Consider the following 19,117-nt stretch of genomic DNA (forward strand, 5'->3'; position numbering starts at 1 on the left):
TGGTAATGAAAGAAACCAATACGATTACGCGAACTGACGTTGTTCACCATCGCCATCAATGTTAGACACGCAACGACCACAAATAGTTTCATGGCCAGCAATCGTACCCACATCATCGGTATGGTGCCAACAGCGCTCGCATTTCTCGGCGTCTACTTTACTCACCTCAACCCATAGACCATTAATCTCAGTGGCTTGGGCCAGCGCACTTTTTTCACTCAACGATTTGACTTCAGCTTTAGACGTTAACAAAACAAAACGTAACTCGTTATGCAGTCGCTTAAGCTTAACGGCCAGTGCATCATCGACAAACAAAGTCACCTGTGCTTGTAACGAACCACCAATCACTTTTTCATTTCGAGCATTTTCGAGTAGCTTATTCACCGCACCACGAACGTGTTGGATATCATTCCAAAATGCGTTGTTAAACGTTTCACTTTCGTCTAAACCAACCAGACCTTGGTACCATTCGCTGGTAAAGACAAATTGACCGCGTGCTTGACCGTCAGCTTGCTTGGCTGGCATCGCGTGCCAAATTTCATCGGCGGTGAATGACATAATCGGTGCCATCCAACGTACTAACGCTTCCACGATGTAATACAAGGCCGTTTGGCAGCTACGCTGCGCATGACTACCGCGTTTTGCCGTGTATTGACGATCTTTGATCACATCTAAATAGAATGAACCCATTTCAATTGAACAGAAATGCATTAGACGCTGTACGACCGCATGGGTGTTGTATTCATCATACGCTTTGATGATCTCTTGCTGAGCAGCCAATGCACGACCGACAGCCCAACGATCCAATGCCACCATTTCCTCAACAGGGATCATATCCGTCGCAGGATTAAAGCCATTAAGGTTAGCGAGGAAGAAACGAGCCGTATTACGAATTCGGCGATAAGCATCGGCGCTGCGTTTTAAGATTTCATCAGATACCGCCACTTCACCAGTATAATCGGTTGAAGCGACCCACAAACGTAAGATATCAGCACCTAATTTATTGGTGACATCTTTCGGCGCAACCACGTTACCAATCGATTTAGACATTTTACGTCCTTGACCATCCACCACAAATCCATGGGTTAACACCTCTTTATAAGGTGCTTTACCTTTCATTGCGACCGATGAGATCAATGACGATTGGAACCAACCGCGATGCTGATCCGAACCTTCAAGGTACATGTCAGCTTGTGCTCCGTTAAACTCAGGACGAGTATCAACAACCGCATAATGAGTTACGCCTGAATCGAACCAAACATCCAATGTATCCAGTACTTTTTCATACTGTTCAGCGTCAGCACCCAAGAGCTCAGCAGCATCGACATCCCACCACGCTTGAATGCCTTTTTGCTCAACCAACTGTGCAACTTTCTCAATCAAAGCAGGCGAGTTAGGATGTAATTCTGCCGTCTCTTTATGCACAAATAGAGCAATCGGAACGCCCCAAGTACGCTGACGAGAAATACACCACTCAGGACGGCCTTCAATCATGCCTTCAATACGGCTTTGACCCCAATCTGGCATCCATTTTACGCCTTTGATTTCACTTAAGGCTTGTTCACGCAGCCCCGCTTGGTCCATAGAGATAAACCATTGAGGCGTCGCACGGAAAATGATCGGCGTTTTATGGCGCCAGCAATGTGGATAGCTGTGCTCATAAGCATGGTGATGCAACAACGCACCTTTTTCTTTCAATACTTCAACCACCGCATCGTTGGCTTTAAAGACATGTTGTCCTGCAAACAATTCGGTATCCGAAAGATAAACCCCATTTGAACCGACAGGGTTAGCAACTTCAAGACCGTATTTTTGACCAACGGCAAAGTCTTCTTGACCGTGTCCTGGCGCAGTATGCACCACGCCCGTCCCCGATTCGGTCGTCACATGATCGCCCAAAATGGCGGGAACCGTAAAATCATAGAATGGATGGTTAAACTGAGTGAGCTCAAGCTCGGCACCCGTGGCAAAGCCAAGATTATGGAAGTGCTCAATACCAGCGCGATCGATGACTTGCTTAGCAAGGTCAGAAGCAACAATGATTCGCTCAGGTTGCTCACCTTCAACTTGGATCAAGACATATTCTAAATCATTGCGTAAACAAACCGCACGGTTAGCTGGCAAAGTCCATGGTGTGGTAGTCCAAATCACAATCGAAACCGGCCCATGACCTTGATGCCCCTCTGATAAGCCAAATTTTGCTAGTAAGCTGGCTTCATCAGTAGCACGAAAACGGACATCAATCGACGGCGATACTTTGTTCTTATACTCAACTTCTGCTTCAGCCAACGCCGAGCCACAATCGGTACACCAGTGAACCGGTTTAAAGCCCTTAAGCAGATGGCCATTATCGGCAATTTTACCTAACGCGCGGATAATGTTCGCTTCAGTGGCAAAATCCATTGTCCGGTAAGGTTTATCCCATTCACCAAGAATGCCTAACCGTTTAAAACTCTCTTTTTGTCCTTCAACTTGCCCCGCCGCATAGTCACGACATTTTTCGCGAAACTCTGCCGCCGTCACTTTTTGACCCGGTTTACCGACTTTTTTCTCAACCATTAATTCAATCGGTAAGCCATGACAATCCCACCCAGGGATATAGGGCGCATCAAAACCTGATAACGTTTTGGATTTAATAATAATGTCTTTAAGAATCTTATTGAGTGCGTGACCAATATGAATGTCGCCGTTGGCATAAGGAGGGCCATCGTGCAGGACGAAAGATTTTTTGCCTTGTTTCGCTTGACGGATTGCTCCGTACAGATCTTCTTTGTACCAACGTGCTAGCATTTCTGGCTCACGTTTAGCCAGATCGCCACGCATTGGAAACCCTGTTTCAGGTAAGTTCAGGGTATCTTTATATTCACTCATCGATTCTTAATTCCGTTGTATTGGGCGACGTTAGACATTATACGAATCGGTGGAATCAACCGATTCGCTGTAAAGCTGCTGCAGCCACACCCTTGCTGCCTCAGCATCCAATTCAATTTGTTGTTTCAGTGCATCAAAAGATGCAAATTTTTGCTCATCACGCAACTTGTGCAATAAAGCCACTTCAAGTTGCTTACCATATAGATTGCCTTGAAAGTCAAAAAGATGCACTTCAAGTTGTTGCCGAACACCATTGACTGTCGGACGTTGACCAATATTCGCGACGCCGCCCAAAGGCAATGTCGAAAGACCATAGACCTCAACCACGTAAACACCAGAAACCGGTGATACGCATCGTTTAAGAGGAATATTTGCCGTTGGAAAACCAATCGTTCGCCCCAGTTTACGACCGTGCGAAACACGGCCACTGATACTGTAGGCTCTGCCTAACATCGTATCGGCCGTTGCAAGTTGATCGCTGGCCAATGCTTCTCTGATTAAGGTACTACTGACACGTGACTGCTGAACACAAAAACTTTGTGTACTGACAACCTCGAAACCGTATTGCTCACCGGCTTGACGTAGCATCGCAAAATCACCTTTGCGACCTTGTCCAAAACAGAAATCATCACCAACAACCAGAAACTTAACACCCAATTGCCCGACCAACAAGTCACGGATAAAAGCCTGCGCTTCTAAATTAGCAAAACGGTGGTTAAAATTAACGCACAGTAAGCGATCAATGCCTAATTTCCCTAACTGAACAAACTTATCTCTTAAACGAGTAAGCCTTGCGGGAGCTTTCGATGTTAAAAACAGCTCCATAGGCTGCGGTTCAAAAGTCATCACCACGGAAGGCAAATTCAGCTGTTTGGCTCGCTGAGAAACTTGGCTTAATACTTGTTGATGACCAAGATGCACGCCATCAAAGTTACCGATAGTTAGCACACAACCATGATGATGAGGCTTGATATTATGAATACCGCGGATCAATTCCATTGGGATAAACTTAAAACCTATTATTCTTAATGGTACCGACACCCGATCGCAAAACAGACTGGCGCAAGTGAATCTCAACCATCATTAACGGCAAGAAACACACACCACCAGCACGATTAGAACTGACGATCAGCAGGGCATCTCTAATATGGATGTAAAACCGACGGATTATACCTTAATTGTCATTAATCTGTCGCCGCTTTTAAATCTTTTAAACGTATCCCTAACAATAAGGCCGTTAACAAATAGGCAACCGCTCCGAGTACAATCAACCCACATAAAGTCAATGCTCGTTCAGTTAAACCCCACTTGAGCCAATCGGCCATGGAATCCAACTGCCAATAAATCGCCATGACCATCACAGCACCAGCAATAACTAAACGAGCAATAAATGCTAGCGTTTGGGTCGTCACTTTATACACGCCTTGCTGATGCAATCCACGATAAAGTAGGGCCATATTAATGAATGCCGATAAGGCCGTCGCTGCCGCTAAACCAACATAACCAAAAGGCCAAGCAAAAATCGCATTAAAAATAATATTACTTAGCATAGCTATAATGCCATAACGAACCGGGGTTTTAATGTCTTGTCGTGAGTAATAACCTGGCGCTAAGACTTTAATTAACATAAAGTTTAATAAGCCTGCAGAATAAGCAAACAAAGACAGTGACGCCTGTTGAACATCATGAGCAGAAAACTCACCACGCATAAAAAGCACCATCAACATCGGTTTGGCTAACACCATTAATCCGAGCATCGCCGGAATGCCCAATAAGATGACCATTCTGACTCCCCAATCCATGGTCTGTGCAAAACCGTCTTGATGAGCATCGACATGCTTACGGGATAAAGCGGGTAAAATCACGGTTGCAATAGCAATTCCGAACAAACCAAGCGGAAACTCAAGTAACCGATCGGAATAATAAAGCCAACTGATCGACCCCGTTTGTAAGAAACTGGCAATAAAAGAGTCAAATAGCAGGTTAATTTGGCTAACAGAGACCCCAAAAAGTGCCGGGATCATCAATGTGCGAATTTTAACCACACCGGGATCTTTCCAAGCCCATTTCGGCCTAACTAACATACCTGCTTGGATCAAAAATGGCAGTTGGAATAGAAATTGGACTAAACCGCCCAAAAACACACCTATTGCCAAACCGATTTCTGGTTTAGCGAGATTAGGCGAAATATACCAAGCAGATAAAATCATCATTACATTAAGAAATACCGGCGTAAAAGACGAGACGGCAAATTTTCCTAACGTGTTTAGTACCGCCCCAGAAAGCGCGACAAAGGTAATAAACCATAAATAAGGGAACGTGATTTTAAGTAATAAGCTGGCCAACTCAAACTTTTCGGCAGCCGGACCTCCCGATAACCAATCTAAAAACCAGCCAGCGCCGAATAGCGCTGTTACGACACCGGAAAACAGCACACCGATTAAAGTCACGATCGTCACTAACAAACCAAGAGTACCAGAGACTTTGGCAATCAACTCTCGTGTTTTCTGTTTGTCCCCCGCTGCATGATATTCCGTTAAGACAGGAACAAAAGCTTGCGAGAAAGCGCCCTCAGCAAATAAACGGCGTAAAAAGTTGGGGATACGATTAGCAAAGAAAAACACATCGGCACTCGCTCCCGCTCCCATTAAATTGGCCACGACAATATCCCGCACCAGTCCCAACACTCGGGAAATAAAGGTCATAGTACTGACAACAATACCAGACTTGAGTAAGCGTTTACTCACAGTAACCTCGAAGAAAAAAACTGAATATAAATACAAAGAATGAGTAGAGCGCATAAACCGCCCTTCTCGCCAACTTACCTGAACAATCACGCTCCCAAGTGAGGGTAACCACTGGATGAAGGATAATATCGCGTAATCTTAAATAAGAATGTCAGGATGAGATCAGATAAGTATTAGCATTGCCCAAAAAATACTGTTAGAATCCACGCCATCTTAACCGTGAAAGCCTTGTGATACCAAACTTGTTTGGTTTAGACGGGTTTTTGCACAAATCATTTGACATTTAAGTGCAAATAAGGGATATTTCCGGCCCTTAAATTGTCACCGAACTAAAGTTTTTGGGAGTTAGACCCTTGGCAAATAACAAATCTGCTAAGAAGCGCGCTATCCAATCTGAAAAACGTCGTCAGCACAATGCTAGCCGTCGTTCAATGATGCGCACTTATATGAAGAAAACAGTTGCTGCAATTGCTGCTGGCGACAAAGAAGCTGCAACTGCTGCGTTTGCTGTAGTTACACCAATCCTTGACCGCATGGCGACTAAAGGCCTTATTCATAAGAATAAAGCAGCTCGTCATAAGTCTCGTTTCTCTGCTGCGATTAAAGCTCTATAATAGAACTTGATATCCATCAGTGATAAAAAAACCGGCTAAGGCCGGTTTTTTATTTATCTAACAACTTTGATTTTTCACTCTGTTGATCATAACAAGATTTTTTGTCATGAGGGCATCGTTTTTCATTTCCATTCAATCAAAGTTGGGGAACATCCTGTCAGTGAGCGCAATATAAACCATGTAAAAGCTCAATCATTGCTTTTACTTCATTACTACTCAAGGTATAAAATACCGTTTGCGCCTCTTTGCGCGTCTCAACTAAGCCATCCCGTCTTAGCCAAGCTAGGTGTTGTGACAACGCAGACTGACTCAACTCTAACTTGCTGCATAACTCACCAACGGAAAGTTCTTGATTGTGCAACAAGCAAAGAATTTGTAGCCGCCTCTCATTGGCCATGGCTTTTAATAACACCACTGCCTGAGCGGAGTTTTGTTCCATTTGTTCTAGGTTCATGAGCAAGCCCCTTTAAAAATAACAACTTAAACAAACTGACCTTAACGTGCTATCCGACACAGTAAAAGTGAAGCCATTCAGCGTACGCTCAACAACTTATTATTTTGACGATGAGTTATAACTCTTAAGAGACAAATAACACTGCAGTTCGTTTAAATATATCAGCGCATCCAAGATCAGAACGAACCTGCTATGGATTGACCAATCTGACAGATAGTAATCTATTTGTTAACAATAATATACACCCAAACAAATCGAAAAAGCCCTGCACCACGAATTGAGACAAGCGTTCCATTCAAGCGTGATTATTCAAAAAAATGACTAAAATCAGCATCACAGACACTCTTGACTGCGGGGTGCTGGATCATTCTTTCCGCAAAAATCACGTAGTATTCTTCTTTAATTTCTTCTAAACGACTCAGTAAATGTAAAGAACCTTCCTGTTCCATCTCTGAACGTAATAAAAGCGGAGCCATAAAAATCACATCTGGATGATACAAAGCAAACGCCTTCATTAAAGCCGCATCATCAAATTCTCCCAGAATATTCGGCTGCATACCTTGACGATCAAACCACTGCCTCACTTTACGTCCCATCGCCGTACGCCCTCCGGGAAGCAACAATTTACGCTGAGTGAGTACTGCAGGATATTGGCCATGCTCTACCGCACCACTGGAGAAAAACCCCATGTGGCTTTCACCTAATTTTTTGCTGAATAAACCAGGGCTCTGACTCGAATCAACCGGACAATCGGAAAGGATCATATCCAATTTATGCTGAGATAATTGTTCCAGCAGTAACTCATGGGTCGATTCAAAACAACGCAAATGAATCCGATTGTCTTCCGGCACGGTACTCATCAAAATTTTACTGACTAAACGTTTAGAAAGCGCATCTGCAACCCCGACATCGAAGAGCACATTGGAGCGCTGACTATAATTAACAATATCAAGCATCTCATAGCTGAGCCCAAACATCCGGTCAGCGTATTTAAACACCAACTGCCCTAACTCGGTTGGCTCTATACTGCGACCATTACGCTTAGTTAACTTCCCCGCTAACCTATCCTCTAGCGCTTTTATTTGCCCCGTTACAGTTTGGGGAGTAAGAAAAAGTGCATCAGCCGCTTTAGTAACCGAGCCTTGCTTACAGACCATCCAAAAATAGTAGAGATGATTATAATTAAGATGTGACATGGCGTACTCAATCAATATATGGTCCGTCTGTTATAACAAACTCAGTCCTCACCAGCAAACACTTCGGTTTAACCGAAACATTTACTAAAACATTCTTTGTTTTAACGAATCAAAAAAAAACAAACTGTCATCATTCAGACATAAAAAACATCATTTTCTCGACGAAAACACATCCAGATACAAATTCAAAAACTCAATAATATTATCTAGTTAATAAAGAAATAAGACCTTTAACCCCATCGTTTTAACCAAGCGCTGACTTAACCCCTCCTTTGTAATATTACTGAAATATTTGTCATCTAACATCGCGGACAGATTCAACAACAGACCTCAAACAATCATCAGGTCAATGGAGAACCCCATGATAAACCAAGCGACATCCACAGCGGTGCCAAGCTTAGCAATGACACGTTGGCTACGCTGGATTAACTTGGCACTGATGCTCTATCTATTGTTACTCGCCGTAGCAATGGTAGGCAGTGGATTTAAATGGTCAACGGGAGAGCATGCCAAAGCGCTCTTTGCCTTTGCCGCTCACCCTATCGCCGGTTTAATGATTGGCTTAGTCGCCACAGCCTTAATTCAATCATCCAGTACCGTCACCTCAATTATTGTCGGTTTAGTCGCGGGAGGGTTACCCGTTGAGATTGCTATTCCGATGGTCATGGGAGCCAATATTGGTACAACCGTCACCAACACACTGGTTAGCTTAGGCCATGTTCACTGTAAGCATGAGTTTAAACGAGCATTTGCTAGCGCAACCATTCATGATTTTTTCAATTTGCTCGCCGTACTTATTTTCTTACCTTTAGAGATGATGTTTGGGATTTTCGAAAAAATCTCTTATTGGCTAGTATCTCCTCTTATGTCAACGGGTGATATGAGCGTCAAAGGCCTCGATTTTATTGGTCCAGTGACTAAACCTATCGTTAATGGGCTGCAAGACCAGCTTAGCGTATTCGGTAATGTCTGGGGCGGGGTTAGCATGATTGTACTCGGGATCAGTATTATTTTTGTCGCGATACTGATGATGGGTAAATTAATGAAAAAACTGATGGTCGGCCCTGCTCGCGATATTTTGAAAAGTGCAATAGGTAAAGGCCCTTTACATGGTATCGCTTCAGGTACGGTGGTTACGGTTTTAGTCCAATCATCCACCACAACCACTACCTTGATCGTGCCTTTGGTTGGCTCAGGGGTGTTAAAAGTTCGTGATGTTTATCCTTTCACCCTTGGGGCTAATATTGGAACCTGTATTACCGCTCTTCTAGCCGCAACCGCGGTCTCAGGTGAATTTGCGGTCTTTGCCTTACAAATTGCTCTGGTGCATTTGGTGTTTAATATCACTGCAACACTCTTAATCTTTGGCATTCCATTTTTACGTGAGCTTCCACTGAAAGGGGCAGATTGGATTTCAGATCGTGCGGTAAAGAATAAAGCTTCAGTTGCACTCTATTTATTCATGGTCTTTGTTCTTCTTCCTGGATCAGTTCTCACACTGACAACCTAATCCTTAGCACAATCGGCTACGCCAAAATAACAAAGCCGCCAAAGCATAGTGCTTGGCGGCTTTGACGTTATTGTTCATCGACTCATGTTTTAATCAACGGTTCACCAAAACTCATCACGCTTATCTTTAGTGATTGTCTTTCTCGACGTTGGCTCTTATCTCACACTACACATAGATAAGAACCCACCACTAGACTGAGAAAGGATATTGAATCGGATCATGATGCTGATAATCAGTCACCGAGAAATCATCAAGGGTTACCCATGTTTCTAAATCTTCCAGTGAACGAATCTCTGGATTAATGTGGAACTTGGCTGCCGGTAATGGGTGGCGCTTTAATTGAACATCACGCATTAATTCCAGTTGGTCTTCATAGATGTGCGCGTTAACAATTTTATGGTAAGCCAAGCCCGGTTTTTTACCGGTAATCTGTGCCATAACTGCCAAAAAAACATACACTTGAACCATGTTAAAGTTTAAACCTAACGGCACATCACAAGAACGCTGAGTACTATTAAGGTACAAGGTATCGCCCAATAACGAGAAATGATGGCTATACATACACGGCCGTAAACAGCCCATGTGAAACTCACCCGGATTGTAAAAATTGAGAATTTCCCCTCTATCATCAATACCGTGAGTTAAATCATCAACAATTTTTTTCAGTTGATCAATATGACCACCATCAGGCTTAGCCCATGCACGTCCTTGAACGCCGTAAACTCGCCCCATATCATCTTCACCTTTACGATAAGGATTGGCGAGCCAAGCCGCGTTCATATTCGCATTCGCATCCCATGTTTTGGTACCTAGCTGACGAAAATCTGCGGCACTGTCATAACCACGGATATAACCAAGCAATTCGGCAACCGCTGATTTCCAAAAACTCTTTCGTGTCGTGACTAAGGGAAACTGATTATTTGCGACATCGTAAGTGAGATCGGCATTAATCACGGTCAGACAGCGCTTACCGGTTCGTTCGTTCTCAACCCAGATACCTTGATCAACAATTCTCTGGCAAAGGTCTAAATACTGCTTCACTTTACAACCTTACTTTTTTGCGGGCTATCTTGATACATTTGGCGTTGATACGCCCATACCATTAATATCATTCCGAAGATAATCATCGGCGTAGATAGAATTTGTCCCATGGAGATCACATCACCAAACAAACCGAGTTGCACATCCGGTTCGCGAACAAACTCGACAAGGAAACGGAATGTACCATATCCGATCAAAAATAGCCCAGAAACGGCACCTAGAGGACGCGGCTTTTTGATAAACCAATTTAAAATGAAAAACAGTACGATGCCTTCTAAAACCAGTTCATAAAGTTGTGATGGGTGGCGTGGTAATGGCCCACCATTAGGGAAGACAAATGCCCAAGGAACATCGGTCACTCGTCCCCACAGTTCAGAGTTCATGAAGTTACCTAATCTACCCATGCCTAAACCAAATGGTACTAAAGGGGCGACAAAATCAGCAACACCAAAAAAAGTACGTTGCTGACGACGAGCGTACCAGAACATCGCGGTTATCACACCGAGCAAACCACCGTGAAAAGACATTCCACCGGTCCATACTTTAAAAAGGTACAAGGGATCAGCTAAGAAAAGTTCAAAGTTATAGAAAAGAACATAACCAACTCGTCCTCCAATCACGACCCCTAAAAAGCCAGCAAAAAGCAAATCTGAAACCTGCTCACGCGTCCAACCGCTGCCTGGCTTATCGGCTCGGCGATTAGCTAACCACATCGCAAATAAGAAGCCAAATAAATACATCATTCCGTACCAGCGCACAGAAAGTGGACCGATAGAAAACAACACCGGATCAATATTAGGAAAAGTAAGATAGCCTTGAGACATAAAGTAACGTTCTCTGTCTTAGATAAAAAGTTATTGCAACAACATCGTTATTGCTACGAGCATCAGGAAAAAAGCAAAAAAACGTTTTAACGTGACCGTCGGTAATCGTGACGCTAATTTTGCTCCGATCCGAGTAGTCAAGATTGAGGTGGAGGCAATCGCGAATAATGCAGGAAGATACACATAACCTAAGCTGTACTCAGGTAAGTTTTCGACTCGATAACCATGCAAAATAAAACCTAACATCCCTGAAATGGCAATCACCAAACCACACACCGCCGATGAACCCACTGCTTTGCGCATCTCAACGCCGTGGTGATTGAGGAAAGGCACCGTCAATGATCCGCCGCCAATTCCCGCTAACGTAGAAATAATCCCGATCCCATTCCCTGATAATAACGTCACTATTGCTCCCGGCATCGGCCGTGTTGAACGGGCTTGCATCGAAGAACGCACCATCTGCAGCGCGAGAGCTAAAACGATAACACCAAATACTTTAGGTAGATAATGGCTCGGTATCCACTCGGCAACCACTGAGCCTAAAAAACCACCAGTAAGCACGCCCGGTAGTAACCATTTAACAACAAATAAATCGATATTACCCAGTTTAAGATGATTCAGCGCTGAAGAAATCGAGGTGATGATGATCGTCGCTAAAGAGGTCGCAAGCGCAATATGCATGACGATCTCTGGGCTAATGCCCATTTTCGGTAACAAAAACAATAAGGCAGGAACCACCAACAAGCCGCCACCAATGCCCAATAAACCCGCTAACAATCCGACAACCGAACCTAATAGGATCAGCAAAAGAATATACTCAATACCCACAGTTGTGTCCTATTTCTCTATTTTTTACCAGCCCGCACAAATCCAGCGAAGCCTTTCGTTTCAAAATGATCGAGCATCATATTATAAATGTCATGACCGTACGATTGCATCAAGGCTTTGTCCGCCAATAACTGTAATTCACGTCTTGCCGAATGGCGAACCAAATACTTTACTTTAGCTACATTCGACGCATTCATACTCAACGTGGAGTAGCCTAAACCGATGAGTAATAAAGCACCAAAGGGATCTCCCGCTAGCTCACCACAGACACAGACCGGTAAAGAATACTGCTGACAGGTTTGCGAAATTTGTTTCAATGCCATAATCACTGCAGGATGCATTGAATCATAGACATCCGAAACGTGGGTATTGTTCCTATCAACCGCTAAAAGATACTGTGTTAAATCGTTGGTTCCTACTGAAATAAAATCAACTTTCTTAGCGATCAATGGCAATAGATAGAGCATGGAAGGCACTTCAAGCATAATACCGATTTTAGGTCTGACAATGCTGGCATCGACTTTGATCGATTCTTGATAGGCTTGCTCGATAAATCGCCTCGCGTCATCAAGCTCTTTTACGCCAGAAATCATCGGCAACAAAATACGCAAATTATCATGACCACTACTGGCTCGCAGCATGGCTCGTAATTGAATTAAGAAAATATCGGGGTGATCTAAAGTAAAACGAATACCACGCCAGCCTAAAAAGGGATTATCTTCATCAATGGGTAAATAAGGGAGCGGTTTATCACCACCAATATCTAAGGTCCGCATCACGACTGGCTGATCAGGATAACCTTCAAGCACGGCACGATATTGCTGAATTTGCTCTTCTTCAGAAGGTAAACGCTGTTGGAGTAAAAAAGAAATTTCGGTACGGTAGAGCCCGATGCCATCAATGCCTTGATTAATAGCGATATTCGTATCTGCGCTTAAGCCGGCGTTTAACAGTAACTCTATCTGCACACCATCTTCGGTTAATGCGGGCTCTAAAATTGCCTCATTCACCATTTGTGCCAATTGTCGCTCTTCGTAAGCCAACGCACGATATTCAGCAAGAATAGGCTTACTAGGGGAAATATATAATTTACCACTGTAACCATCAACAATGCCTTTTTTGCCATTCACTTGCTTTAAGTTCAGTGACACACCCATCACTGCAGGAATACCCAACGCGCGAGATAAAATGGCAGCATGTGAATTGGCCGCCCCCTCTAAAGAGACCACGGCCAATAACTTATCTTTTGGTAACCCCGCCAGTATCGATGCGGTAAGCTCTCGTACCACTAAGATAATCGGTTTATCTAACTGCTGCTGTTCATGTTCTGTATTGTAAAGAAAATAGAGTAACCGCTGCCCCAGTTCACGTATGTCTTGTGAACGCTCACGCAAATAAGCATCGGACATACGAGCAAAGCGGTTGGAATAGCTTTCGACAACTTGGCGCACCGCCCAGTCAGCGCGATCACCTTTCAGAACTTGCGCTTTCAGATCATTACGCAACATCGGATCATTGAGTAAGTGGGTAAATAAATCGAAAATCGCCAGCGCTTCTTTATTGATATCGTTATCAAGCTTTTTACGTAACTTACGAAAATCATTCAACGCATTTTCAATTGCCCGCGTTAACCAAGCTTGTTCTCTCTCTTTATCTAAGGTTGAGGCGGGAGAGACGTCTGTTAACTGCGGTTGAGAGTCATCCCACCATAACTCACCAATCGCGACTCCCGTTGAAGCAGCGATGCCACTGACAGACTGTTGTTTCTTAGATAACAGCCAGTGTCCTTGCGTTTGTGAGTGGGCAATGATCACCGCTAACTGAGCCGCCAGCGTCACCAAGAAAGAGACTTCCATCTCGCTAAACAGACGGGGCGATTTTTGCTGTACCACCAAAACTCCCAACACTTGTTTACGATAAATGATGGGCGTACCAAGAAAAGAGTGATAAACCTCCTCTCCCAGTTGTTTAAAATATTTAAAATTAGGATGTTGTGACGCTTTAGCAAGGTTAATCGGCTCAGCGGTGCGTTTGACTAAACCCACTAAGCCTTCATCAAAGCCAATATGAATTTTATCGCCTTTGAATTTTAACCCTTGCGTCGCCATTAACTCGAGGCGAGACATCTCTTCATTTGCTAAGTAGACCGTACAACACTCGGTGCTCATCGCTGTGCACGTCTGTTTGACAAAAATATCCAATGCTTGATAAACATCTTCCACTTTTGATACTTGTTCAACAATATCCCTTAGCTGAGAGAGCATGTTATCCCCTACGGTTTTTTCGTTTACCTTTTATTTTACGTTCCTTAAACGGCATGGCTAAAGAGACAAACTCTTTCATTGCTCGCCGATAAACATCACGCTTAAAAGACACAACTTGCCTAACTGGATACCAATAGCTTACCCAGCGCCAACCATCAAATTCAGGGGTACTACCGCGTTGCATGTTGATTTTTGATTCATCACATTCCAGACGCAGTAAGAACCATTTCTGTTTTTGTCCAATACAGACAGGTTGAGAGTCCCATCGCACTAAGCGTTTTGGTAATTTGTATCTTAACCAATGACGACTAGTGGCAATGACTTTAACATCTTTCTTCGTTAAACCAACCTCTTCGTAAAGCTCCCTAAACATTGCTTGTTCGGGAGATTCACCCTCATCAATTCCCCCTTGAGGAAACTGCCATGAGTGTTGTCCATATCGTTTCGCCCAGAATACCTGACCATGGTTGTTACAAATCACAATACCTACATTGAGTCGGTAACCATCGCCATCGATCACTGGCAAACCTCTCATAAAATCTTAATGATGTTGATTTTTCCACATATCCCCAGCAGGAGCAAACGAACTCGTGTGATTCAGGCGAGATTTATTAACGATCAAGAGAAAACTGCATAACTTTCACTCACTCCTATAGTTATCAACAACAGAATGAGAGACAGAGCACATTTATTCACGTTTTCTGTGAATAACCATGTGAAGAAAACGAAGAGCTAGGAAAGAAATGCTACATTTAATCCTATCATTAAACCGACAACAAAAAATAAAACGAGAAATAAACCTTAAAAAACAAAAAGATGAAAATAATTAAAATATAACACTTAGAATATCGAGGGAAAGATCAAACGTATAACTACGCCGCTCAAAGATCCATCAAATGTGTGGTTATCCACACTTGAATGAATTTATCAGCCTAACATTGGTTTTTCATCGCTCATATCGCTAGTGAAAACCCTGTTTATTCATACATGAATTAGATAAACCCTAACTATCGACGATTATTTAGGTTCGGTTGTGGATAACTTTTAATGATGATCTTTTCATCACTTCATCGTAAAGAGTCTATTACTCCCGGAAAGGAGTTTTTGTTACACTAGGACTTTTACCTCAGTGCCTTTCCTATGCCATTAGAACCTAAAAGTGAACAAGAGCTTCTTTATCGAGCACAACACATTGCAGGACTGAGTTTTGCAGAACTTGCTGAGCATGCGCGGATTCCCGTTCCTGCGGATCTAAAAAAAGATAAAGGTTGGGTGGGTCAACTATTAGAGTGGCATTTAGGCGCAAGTGCTGGCAGTAAACCGCAACAAGACTTTGCCGATTTAGGTATCGAGCTAAAAAGCATTCCGATTGGTTATACTGGTAAGCCTCTTGAAACCACCTTTGTGTGCGTCGCACCGTTAACGGGTGTCCAAGGACTGACATGGGAAAATAGTCATGTCCGACATAAACTGTCTCGCGTGTTATGGATCCCCGTTCAAGGAGAGCGAGAGATCCCGTTAGCGGAACGTCGAGTAGGATCGCCTCTGATTTGGAGCCCTTCAGCTACAGAAGAAGCACAATTAAAAGCCGATTGGGAAGAATTGATGGAGTTTATTGTACTCGGTAGAATTGCTGATATTACCGCAAGACATGGTGAAGTATTACAACTTAGGCCGAAAGCCGCTAATAGCCGAGCGTTAACCGAAGCCTATGGCGCCAATGGTCGCCCTATCCGAACGTTGCCACGTGGCTTTTATCTGCGTACTCAATTTACCGCGCAAATACTCCAACAGCATTATCTGTATTAAGCCATGCTCACCAAACTGTCAACGGGTGATCCCTTCTCTTCTACGTTAAGGTGAAACCCGTTTAAGGTGAAACGGGCAGTGACTTTACCCTGTCCCTTGGATTATAGTGGAATCAATCTATTCAGTTTCTATCTCCCGAAATCCTGAGCGTTTACGACAAACGAGGACTTTTCGTCCCTACGGTTTTACGAAGCGCCGACTAGAGGTAAGGGAGCTTAACGGTAACAAGGAAGTACAATGCAATATACCAAATTACCGCATTCAACATTAGAAATAAGCAAAATTTGCTTAGGTACCATGACGTTTGGTGAACAAAATGATCAAGCACAGGCCTTTCAGCAACTGGATTACGCTCTTGAACGTGGCGTCAACTTTATCGACACGGCTGAGATGTATCCTGTCCCACCCAGCGCAAAAACCCAAGGCCTAACCGAAGAGTACATCGGTCGCTGGTTAGAGAAATCTTCGAAACGCGAAAAAGTCGTTCTCGCCACCAAAGTGGCAGGCCCGCGTAGTGTCAGTTATATTCGCGATAAAATGGCTCTGGATCATCGTAATATTCATCAAGCGATCGACGATAGTTTACGTCGCTTAAAAACCGATTATGTCGATCTCTACCAATTGCACTGGCCGCAACGTCAAACCAATACCTTTGGTCTCCTCAATTACCCTTATCCGGAGACTCAAGAAGAGATCACCTTGATCGAAACCTTAGAAGCCATGAACGATTTGGTTCGGATGGGAAAAGTGCGTTATATCGGCGTTTCAAATGAAACTCCTTGGGGATTAATGACGTATCTTCGTCTGGCGGAGAAACACGATTTACCACGCATGGTCTCGATCCAAAACCCTTACAACTTACTGAATCGTAGTTTTGAAGTCGGGCTTTCAGAGATAAGCCACCACGAAGGCGTTAAGTTACTCGCTTACTCTCCATTGGCGTTTGGTGCCTTGAGTGGTAAATATTTACATGGTGCACGCCCTAGCGGTGCACGCTGCTCTTTATACGAACGTTTTCAGCGTTATTTCACACCGCAAGGGATAGCCGCGACACAAGCGTATGTTGATTTAGCGCATGAGTTTGATTTGGATCCCGCACAGATGGCGCTGGCTTTTGTTAATCAAAGACCATTTGTCGCTGCTAATATCATTGGGGCAACGACGCTTGAGCAATTAAAAGCCAATATTGATAGCGTAGAGGTTGTGCTGAGCGAAGAGCTGCTTGGTAAGATCAATCAGATTGCGATTCAATACTCAAATCCCTGCCCATAAACGCGATACGGCACCGTTAGGTTCTTTTTCAGGAGCCTAACGGCTGAGGTAAATAGCACTAAAAAATCGAGTCAGAGAGCAAGCCATGCTTATTCAAGAGACGATACATGGTCGCTCTGGATATGGCCAACTCTCTTGCTGCATGAGTGATTTGCCCTCGATGAGACTCTAACGCTTGCACTAATGCCTCTCGCTCTGAACGCTCTTTAATACTTTTTAACGTCCTTTTACTTTCACGTTTAGGTAGGTCAAGCTGCGTTTCATCAAGCATGATCGAATCAGACATTAATACCATTCGCTTAATTTGATTCATTAACTCACGTACGTTACCCGGCCAATCATATCGCTCCATACTTTGTAGCGCCTGTTCAGAAAAGCTGCGGGCTTGCGCGTTGTACTCTTTGGAGTACTCCTTTAAAAAATGGCCAGCAAACAGTGCAATATCACTTGCTCGCTCTCGTAAGCTAGGCACATTAATCCGCAGTACATTGATGTAATGATAAAGCTCTTCATTAAAATCACCATCAATCAAGGCTTTTTCAATATCAGTCGTATGGGTGGCTAGAATTCTGACATCCACCGCCTTTGCACCAATTGACGCCGGTAAGGTCCCTTGTTGGAAAAAATGCAATAAGTTGAGCTGTTGTCGTTTCGGTAGGGCCAGGATGTCATTGAGTAATAGTGTCCCCTGATGAGCTTTCGCTAATAAAGGGGGGATTGAATCGGGATGTCCGATACCAAATAACTCGGCTTCAAGTTGATGTTCGGGTATCGCTCGGCAATTAACACTGACAAAAGGTTGATGAGCGCGAGACGAGGTATTATGAATGGCTCTGGCGACCCTTTCTTTACCGACTCCATTTTCTCCGGAGATAAGAATACTGACATCCGTTGGCGCGATACGTTTAATTTGATCGCGTAGCCGTTTAATTGGCAGTGATTCCCCCAATAAGTCCATTTGGTTATTAATACCGTAGTTCGGCCATACTTTTTTTTCTAATTGCAACATACCCAATTGATGGCCAATGGTACTCAGTAATTGAGCATCAGGGATTGGCGCGGTAAAAAAATCGATACAGAAATTGACGATAAACTGGCAAATCGTATCAGAGCTGAGTTGAGACTCACGAATGAATGCCAACCAACGAACCTGCTTATGGCTACTCACCAAATTAGCGATGCCATTTAAGCTAAATTCATCATGGCTAAGATCAACAATACCAATGCATGGCCCAGTATTCGTAAATTGTTGGTCTGCTTTACGCAAATCAGCACATTGCATGCAACGCCATCCGGCCTTTTCTAAAACGGTTAACCACGGTTCGTAGCTGCCCCCAACGACAATCAGCGAACCGGGAACACAATCCATCCGAAATTGAGTGCCCATCAACAGGTTTCCTTATGAGTATTATTGTTATACAGCGCTGAATTGATTGATACCCATACAGCTTGGAGATACAGTCGGCAACCAAAACGGGCTTGGTCCGCCTCTCAATACCACTAACGATGACAAAAAGCCCCGCTTAACCAATCGGATTAGCGCACCAATTGGCCAAAAAGCAAAGATCGTTTTCGCTACCTTAGCGGTACTCTAAAATAGAATCTATCTCACGAGTAAGACTATAGGAAATATCACCCATAAACGAAGGGGTAATGACGGTTTTTTTGATCGCACGGCCTTTATTAC

15 protein-coding genes are annotated in these 19,117 nt (G+C 43.7%); 4 read left to right on the forward strand and 11 right to left on the reverse strand.

Annotation, left to right across the window (positions count from 1 at the left end):
* Positions 1 to 24: 24 nt before the first annotated feature.
* The 3 genes from ileS to murJ all read right to left on the reverse strand — a co-directional run bounded on the left by ileS (position 25) and on the right by murJ (position 5,618).
* On the reverse strand, positions 25 to 2,871 hold the full coding sequence (ileS, locus tag CAG60_RS06835; protein WP_161438577.1) for an isoleucine--tRNA ligase: 2,847 nt from the start codon (positions 2,869 to 2,871) through the stop codon (positions 25 to 27).
* Between the two features lie 30 nt (positions 2,872 to 2,901).
* Positions 2,902 to 3,870 carry a bifunctional riboflavin kinase/FAD synthetase gene (ribF, locus tag CAG60_RS06840; RefSeq protein ID WP_040903781.1) on the reverse strand — a complete coding sequence of 323 codons (969 nt, stop codon included), beginning with the start codon at positions 3,868 to 3,870 and terminating at the stop codon, positions 2,902 to 2,904.
* Positions 3,871 to 4,055: 185 nt separating this feature from the next.
* Complete coding sequence (gene murJ, locus CAG60_RS06845; RefSeq protein ID WP_161438578.1) at positions 4,056 to 5,618, reverse strand: murein biosynthesis integral membrane protein MurJ; 1,563 nt, start codon at positions 5,616 to 5,618, stop codon at positions 4,056 to 4,058.
* A 353-nt stretch (positions 5,619 to 5,971) separates the two neighbouring features.
* On the opposite strand from murJ, the gene rpsT reads away from it, so the two are divergent.
* A complete protein-coding gene (rpsT, locus tag CAG60_RS06850; protein ID WP_004394128.1) occupies positions 5,972 to 6,232 on the forward strand; it encodes a 30S ribosomal protein S20 in 261 nt (86 codons plus the stop codon).
* Positions 6,233 to 6,389: 157 nt separating this feature from the next.
* Here rpsT and CAG60_RS06855 read toward each other — a convergent pair whose 3' ends face one another.
* Entirely contained in the window at positions 6,390 to 6,686 is a 297-nt protein-coding gene (locus tag CAG60_RS06855) for an ArsR/SmtB family transcription factor (protein WP_158138840.1), read from the reverse strand.
* A gap of 305 nt (positions 6,687 to 6,991) precedes the next feature.
* Positions 6,992 to 7,882: a transcriptional activator NhaR gene (gene nhaR, locus CAG60_RS06860; RefSeq protein WP_154170268.1), complete on the reverse strand. Its 891-nt coding sequence runs from the start codon at positions 7,880 to 7,882 to the stop codon at positions 6,992 to 6,994.
* 361 nt (positions 7,883 to 8,243) lie between these two features.
* Between nhaR and CAG60_RS06865 the strand changes: the two genes are divergently transcribed.
* Positions 8,244 to 9,392: a Na/Pi symporter gene (locus CAG60_RS06865; protein ID WP_158138841.1), complete on the forward strand. Its 1,149-nt coding sequence runs from the start codon at positions 8,244 to 8,246 to the stop codon at positions 9,390 to 9,392.
* 189 nt (positions 9,393 to 9,581) lie between these two features.
* On the opposite strand, the gene CAG60_RS06870 is transcribed toward CAG60_RS06865, so the two are convergent.
* The 5 genes from CAG60_RS06870 to rppH are packed head-to-tail and all read right to left on the reverse strand — an operon-like array spanning position 9,582 to position 14,869.
* Positions 9,582 to 10,433, reverse strand: coding sequence for a thymidylate synthase (locus tag CAG60_RS06870; protein WP_158144733.1), 852 nt, complete (start codon positions 10,431 to 10,433; stop codon positions 9,582 to 9,584).
* The gene (lgt, locus tag CAG60_RS06875) at positions 10,430 to 11,257 is read right to left on the reverse strand and encodes a prolipoprotein diacylglyceryl transferase (protein WP_004394132.1); all 828 of its coding nucleotides are present in this window, start codon (positions 11,255 to 11,257) and stop codon (positions 10,430 to 10,432) included. The genes CAG60_RS06870 and lgt overlap by 4 nt, the downstream gene beginning before the upstream one ends.
* A gap of 30 nt (positions 11,258 to 11,287) precedes the next feature.
* Positions 11,288 to 12,085 (reverse strand): sulfite exporter TauE/SafE family protein, encoded by a 798-nt coding sequence (locus CAG60_RS06880; RefSeq protein WP_154170262.1) that lies wholly within the window; start codon positions 12,083 to 12,085, stop codon positions 11,288 to 11,290.
* Between the two features lie 17 nt (positions 12,086 to 12,102).
* A complete protein-coding gene (gene ptsP / locus CAG60_RS06885) occupies positions 12,103 to 14,349 on the reverse strand; it encodes a phosphoenolpyruvate--protein phosphotransferase (protein ID WP_154170260.1) in 2,247 nt (748 codons plus the stop codon).
* A 1-nt stretch (position 14,350) separates the two neighbouring features.
* Positions 14,351 to 14,869 carry an RNA pyrophosphohydrolase gene (rppH, locus tag CAG60_RS06890; protein ID WP_040903856.1) on the reverse strand — a complete coding sequence of 173 codons (519 nt, stop codon included), beginning with the start codon at positions 14,867 to 14,869 and terminating at the stop codon, positions 14,351 to 14,353.
* A 620-nt stretch (positions 14,870 to 15,489) separates the two neighbouring features.
* Here rppH and mutH point away from each other — a divergent pair.
* Both mutH and CAG60_RS06900 read left to right on the forward strand, forming a co-directional pair.
* A complete protein-coding gene (gene mutH / locus CAG60_RS06895; RefSeq protein ID WP_161425082.1) occupies positions 15,490 to 16,158 on the forward strand; it encodes a DNA mismatch repair endonuclease MutH in 669 nt (222 codons plus the stop codon).
* A 237-nt stretch (positions 16,159 to 16,395) separates the two neighbouring features.
* Positions 16,396 to 17,430, forward strand: coding sequence for an NADP(H)-dependent aldo-keto reductase (locus CAG60_RS06900; RefSeq protein ID WP_154170256.1), 1,035 nt, complete (start codon positions 16,396 to 16,398; stop codon positions 17,428 to 17,430).
* A gap of 58 nt (positions 17,431 to 17,488) precedes the next feature.
* On the opposite strand, the gene vpsR is transcribed toward CAG60_RS06900, so the two are convergent.
* Complete coding sequence (gene vpsR, locus CAG60_RS06905; protein ID WP_158144731.1) at positions 17,489 to 18,817, reverse strand: cyclic-di-GMP-binding transcriptional regulator VpsR; 1,329 nt, start codon at positions 18,815 to 18,817, stop codon at positions 17,489 to 17,491.
* Between the last annotated feature and the right edge of the window lie 300 nt (positions 18,818 to 19,117).

Source organism: Vibrio sp. V33_P6A3T137 (assembly GCF_009904835.1).
GTDB lineage: Bacteria > Pseudomonadota > Gammaproteobacteria > Enterobacterales > Vibrionaceae > Vibrio > Vibrio metschnikovii.

Bases quoted from the DNA above. Each gene is read 5' to 3' on its own strand.
- ribF (WP_040903781.1), bottom strand. From the start codon at position 3,870: ATGGAATTGATCCGCGGTATTCATAATATCAAGCCTCATCATCATGGT.
- lgt (WP_004394132.1), bottom strand. From the start codon at position 11,257: ATGTCTCAAGGCTATCTTACTTTTCCTAATATTGATCCGGTGTTGTTT.
- nhaR (WP_154170268.1), bottom strand. From the start codon at position 7,882: ATGTCACATCTTAATTATAATCATCTCTACTATTTTTGGATGGTCTGT.
- vpsR (WP_158144731.1), bottom strand. From the start codon at position 18,817: ATGGGCACTCAATTTCGGATGGATTGTGTTCCCGGTTCGCTGATTGTC.
- CAG60_RS06855 (WP_158138840.1), bottom strand. From the start codon at position 6,686: ATGAACCTAGAACAAATGGAACAAAACTCCGCTCAGGCAGTGGTGTTA.
- mutH (WP_161425082.1), top strand. From the start codon at position 15,490: ATGCCATTAGAACCTAAAAGTGAACAAGAGCTTCTTTATCGAGCACAA.
- ptsP (WP_154170260.1), bottom strand. From the start codon at position 14,349: ATGCTCTCTCAGCTAAGGGATATTGTTGAACAAGTATCAAAAGTGGAA.
- CAG60_RS06900 (WP_154170256.1), top strand. From the start codon at position 16,396: ATGCAATATACCAAATTACCGCATTCAACATTAGAAATAAGCAAAATT.
- ileS (WP_161438577.1), bottom strand. From the start codon at position 2,871: ATGAGTGAATATAAAGATACCCTGAACTTACCTGAAACAGGGTTTCCA.
- CAG60_RS06865 (WP_158138841.1), top strand. From the start codon at position 8,244: ATGATAAACCAAGCGACATCCACAGCGGTGCCAAGCTTAGCAATGACA.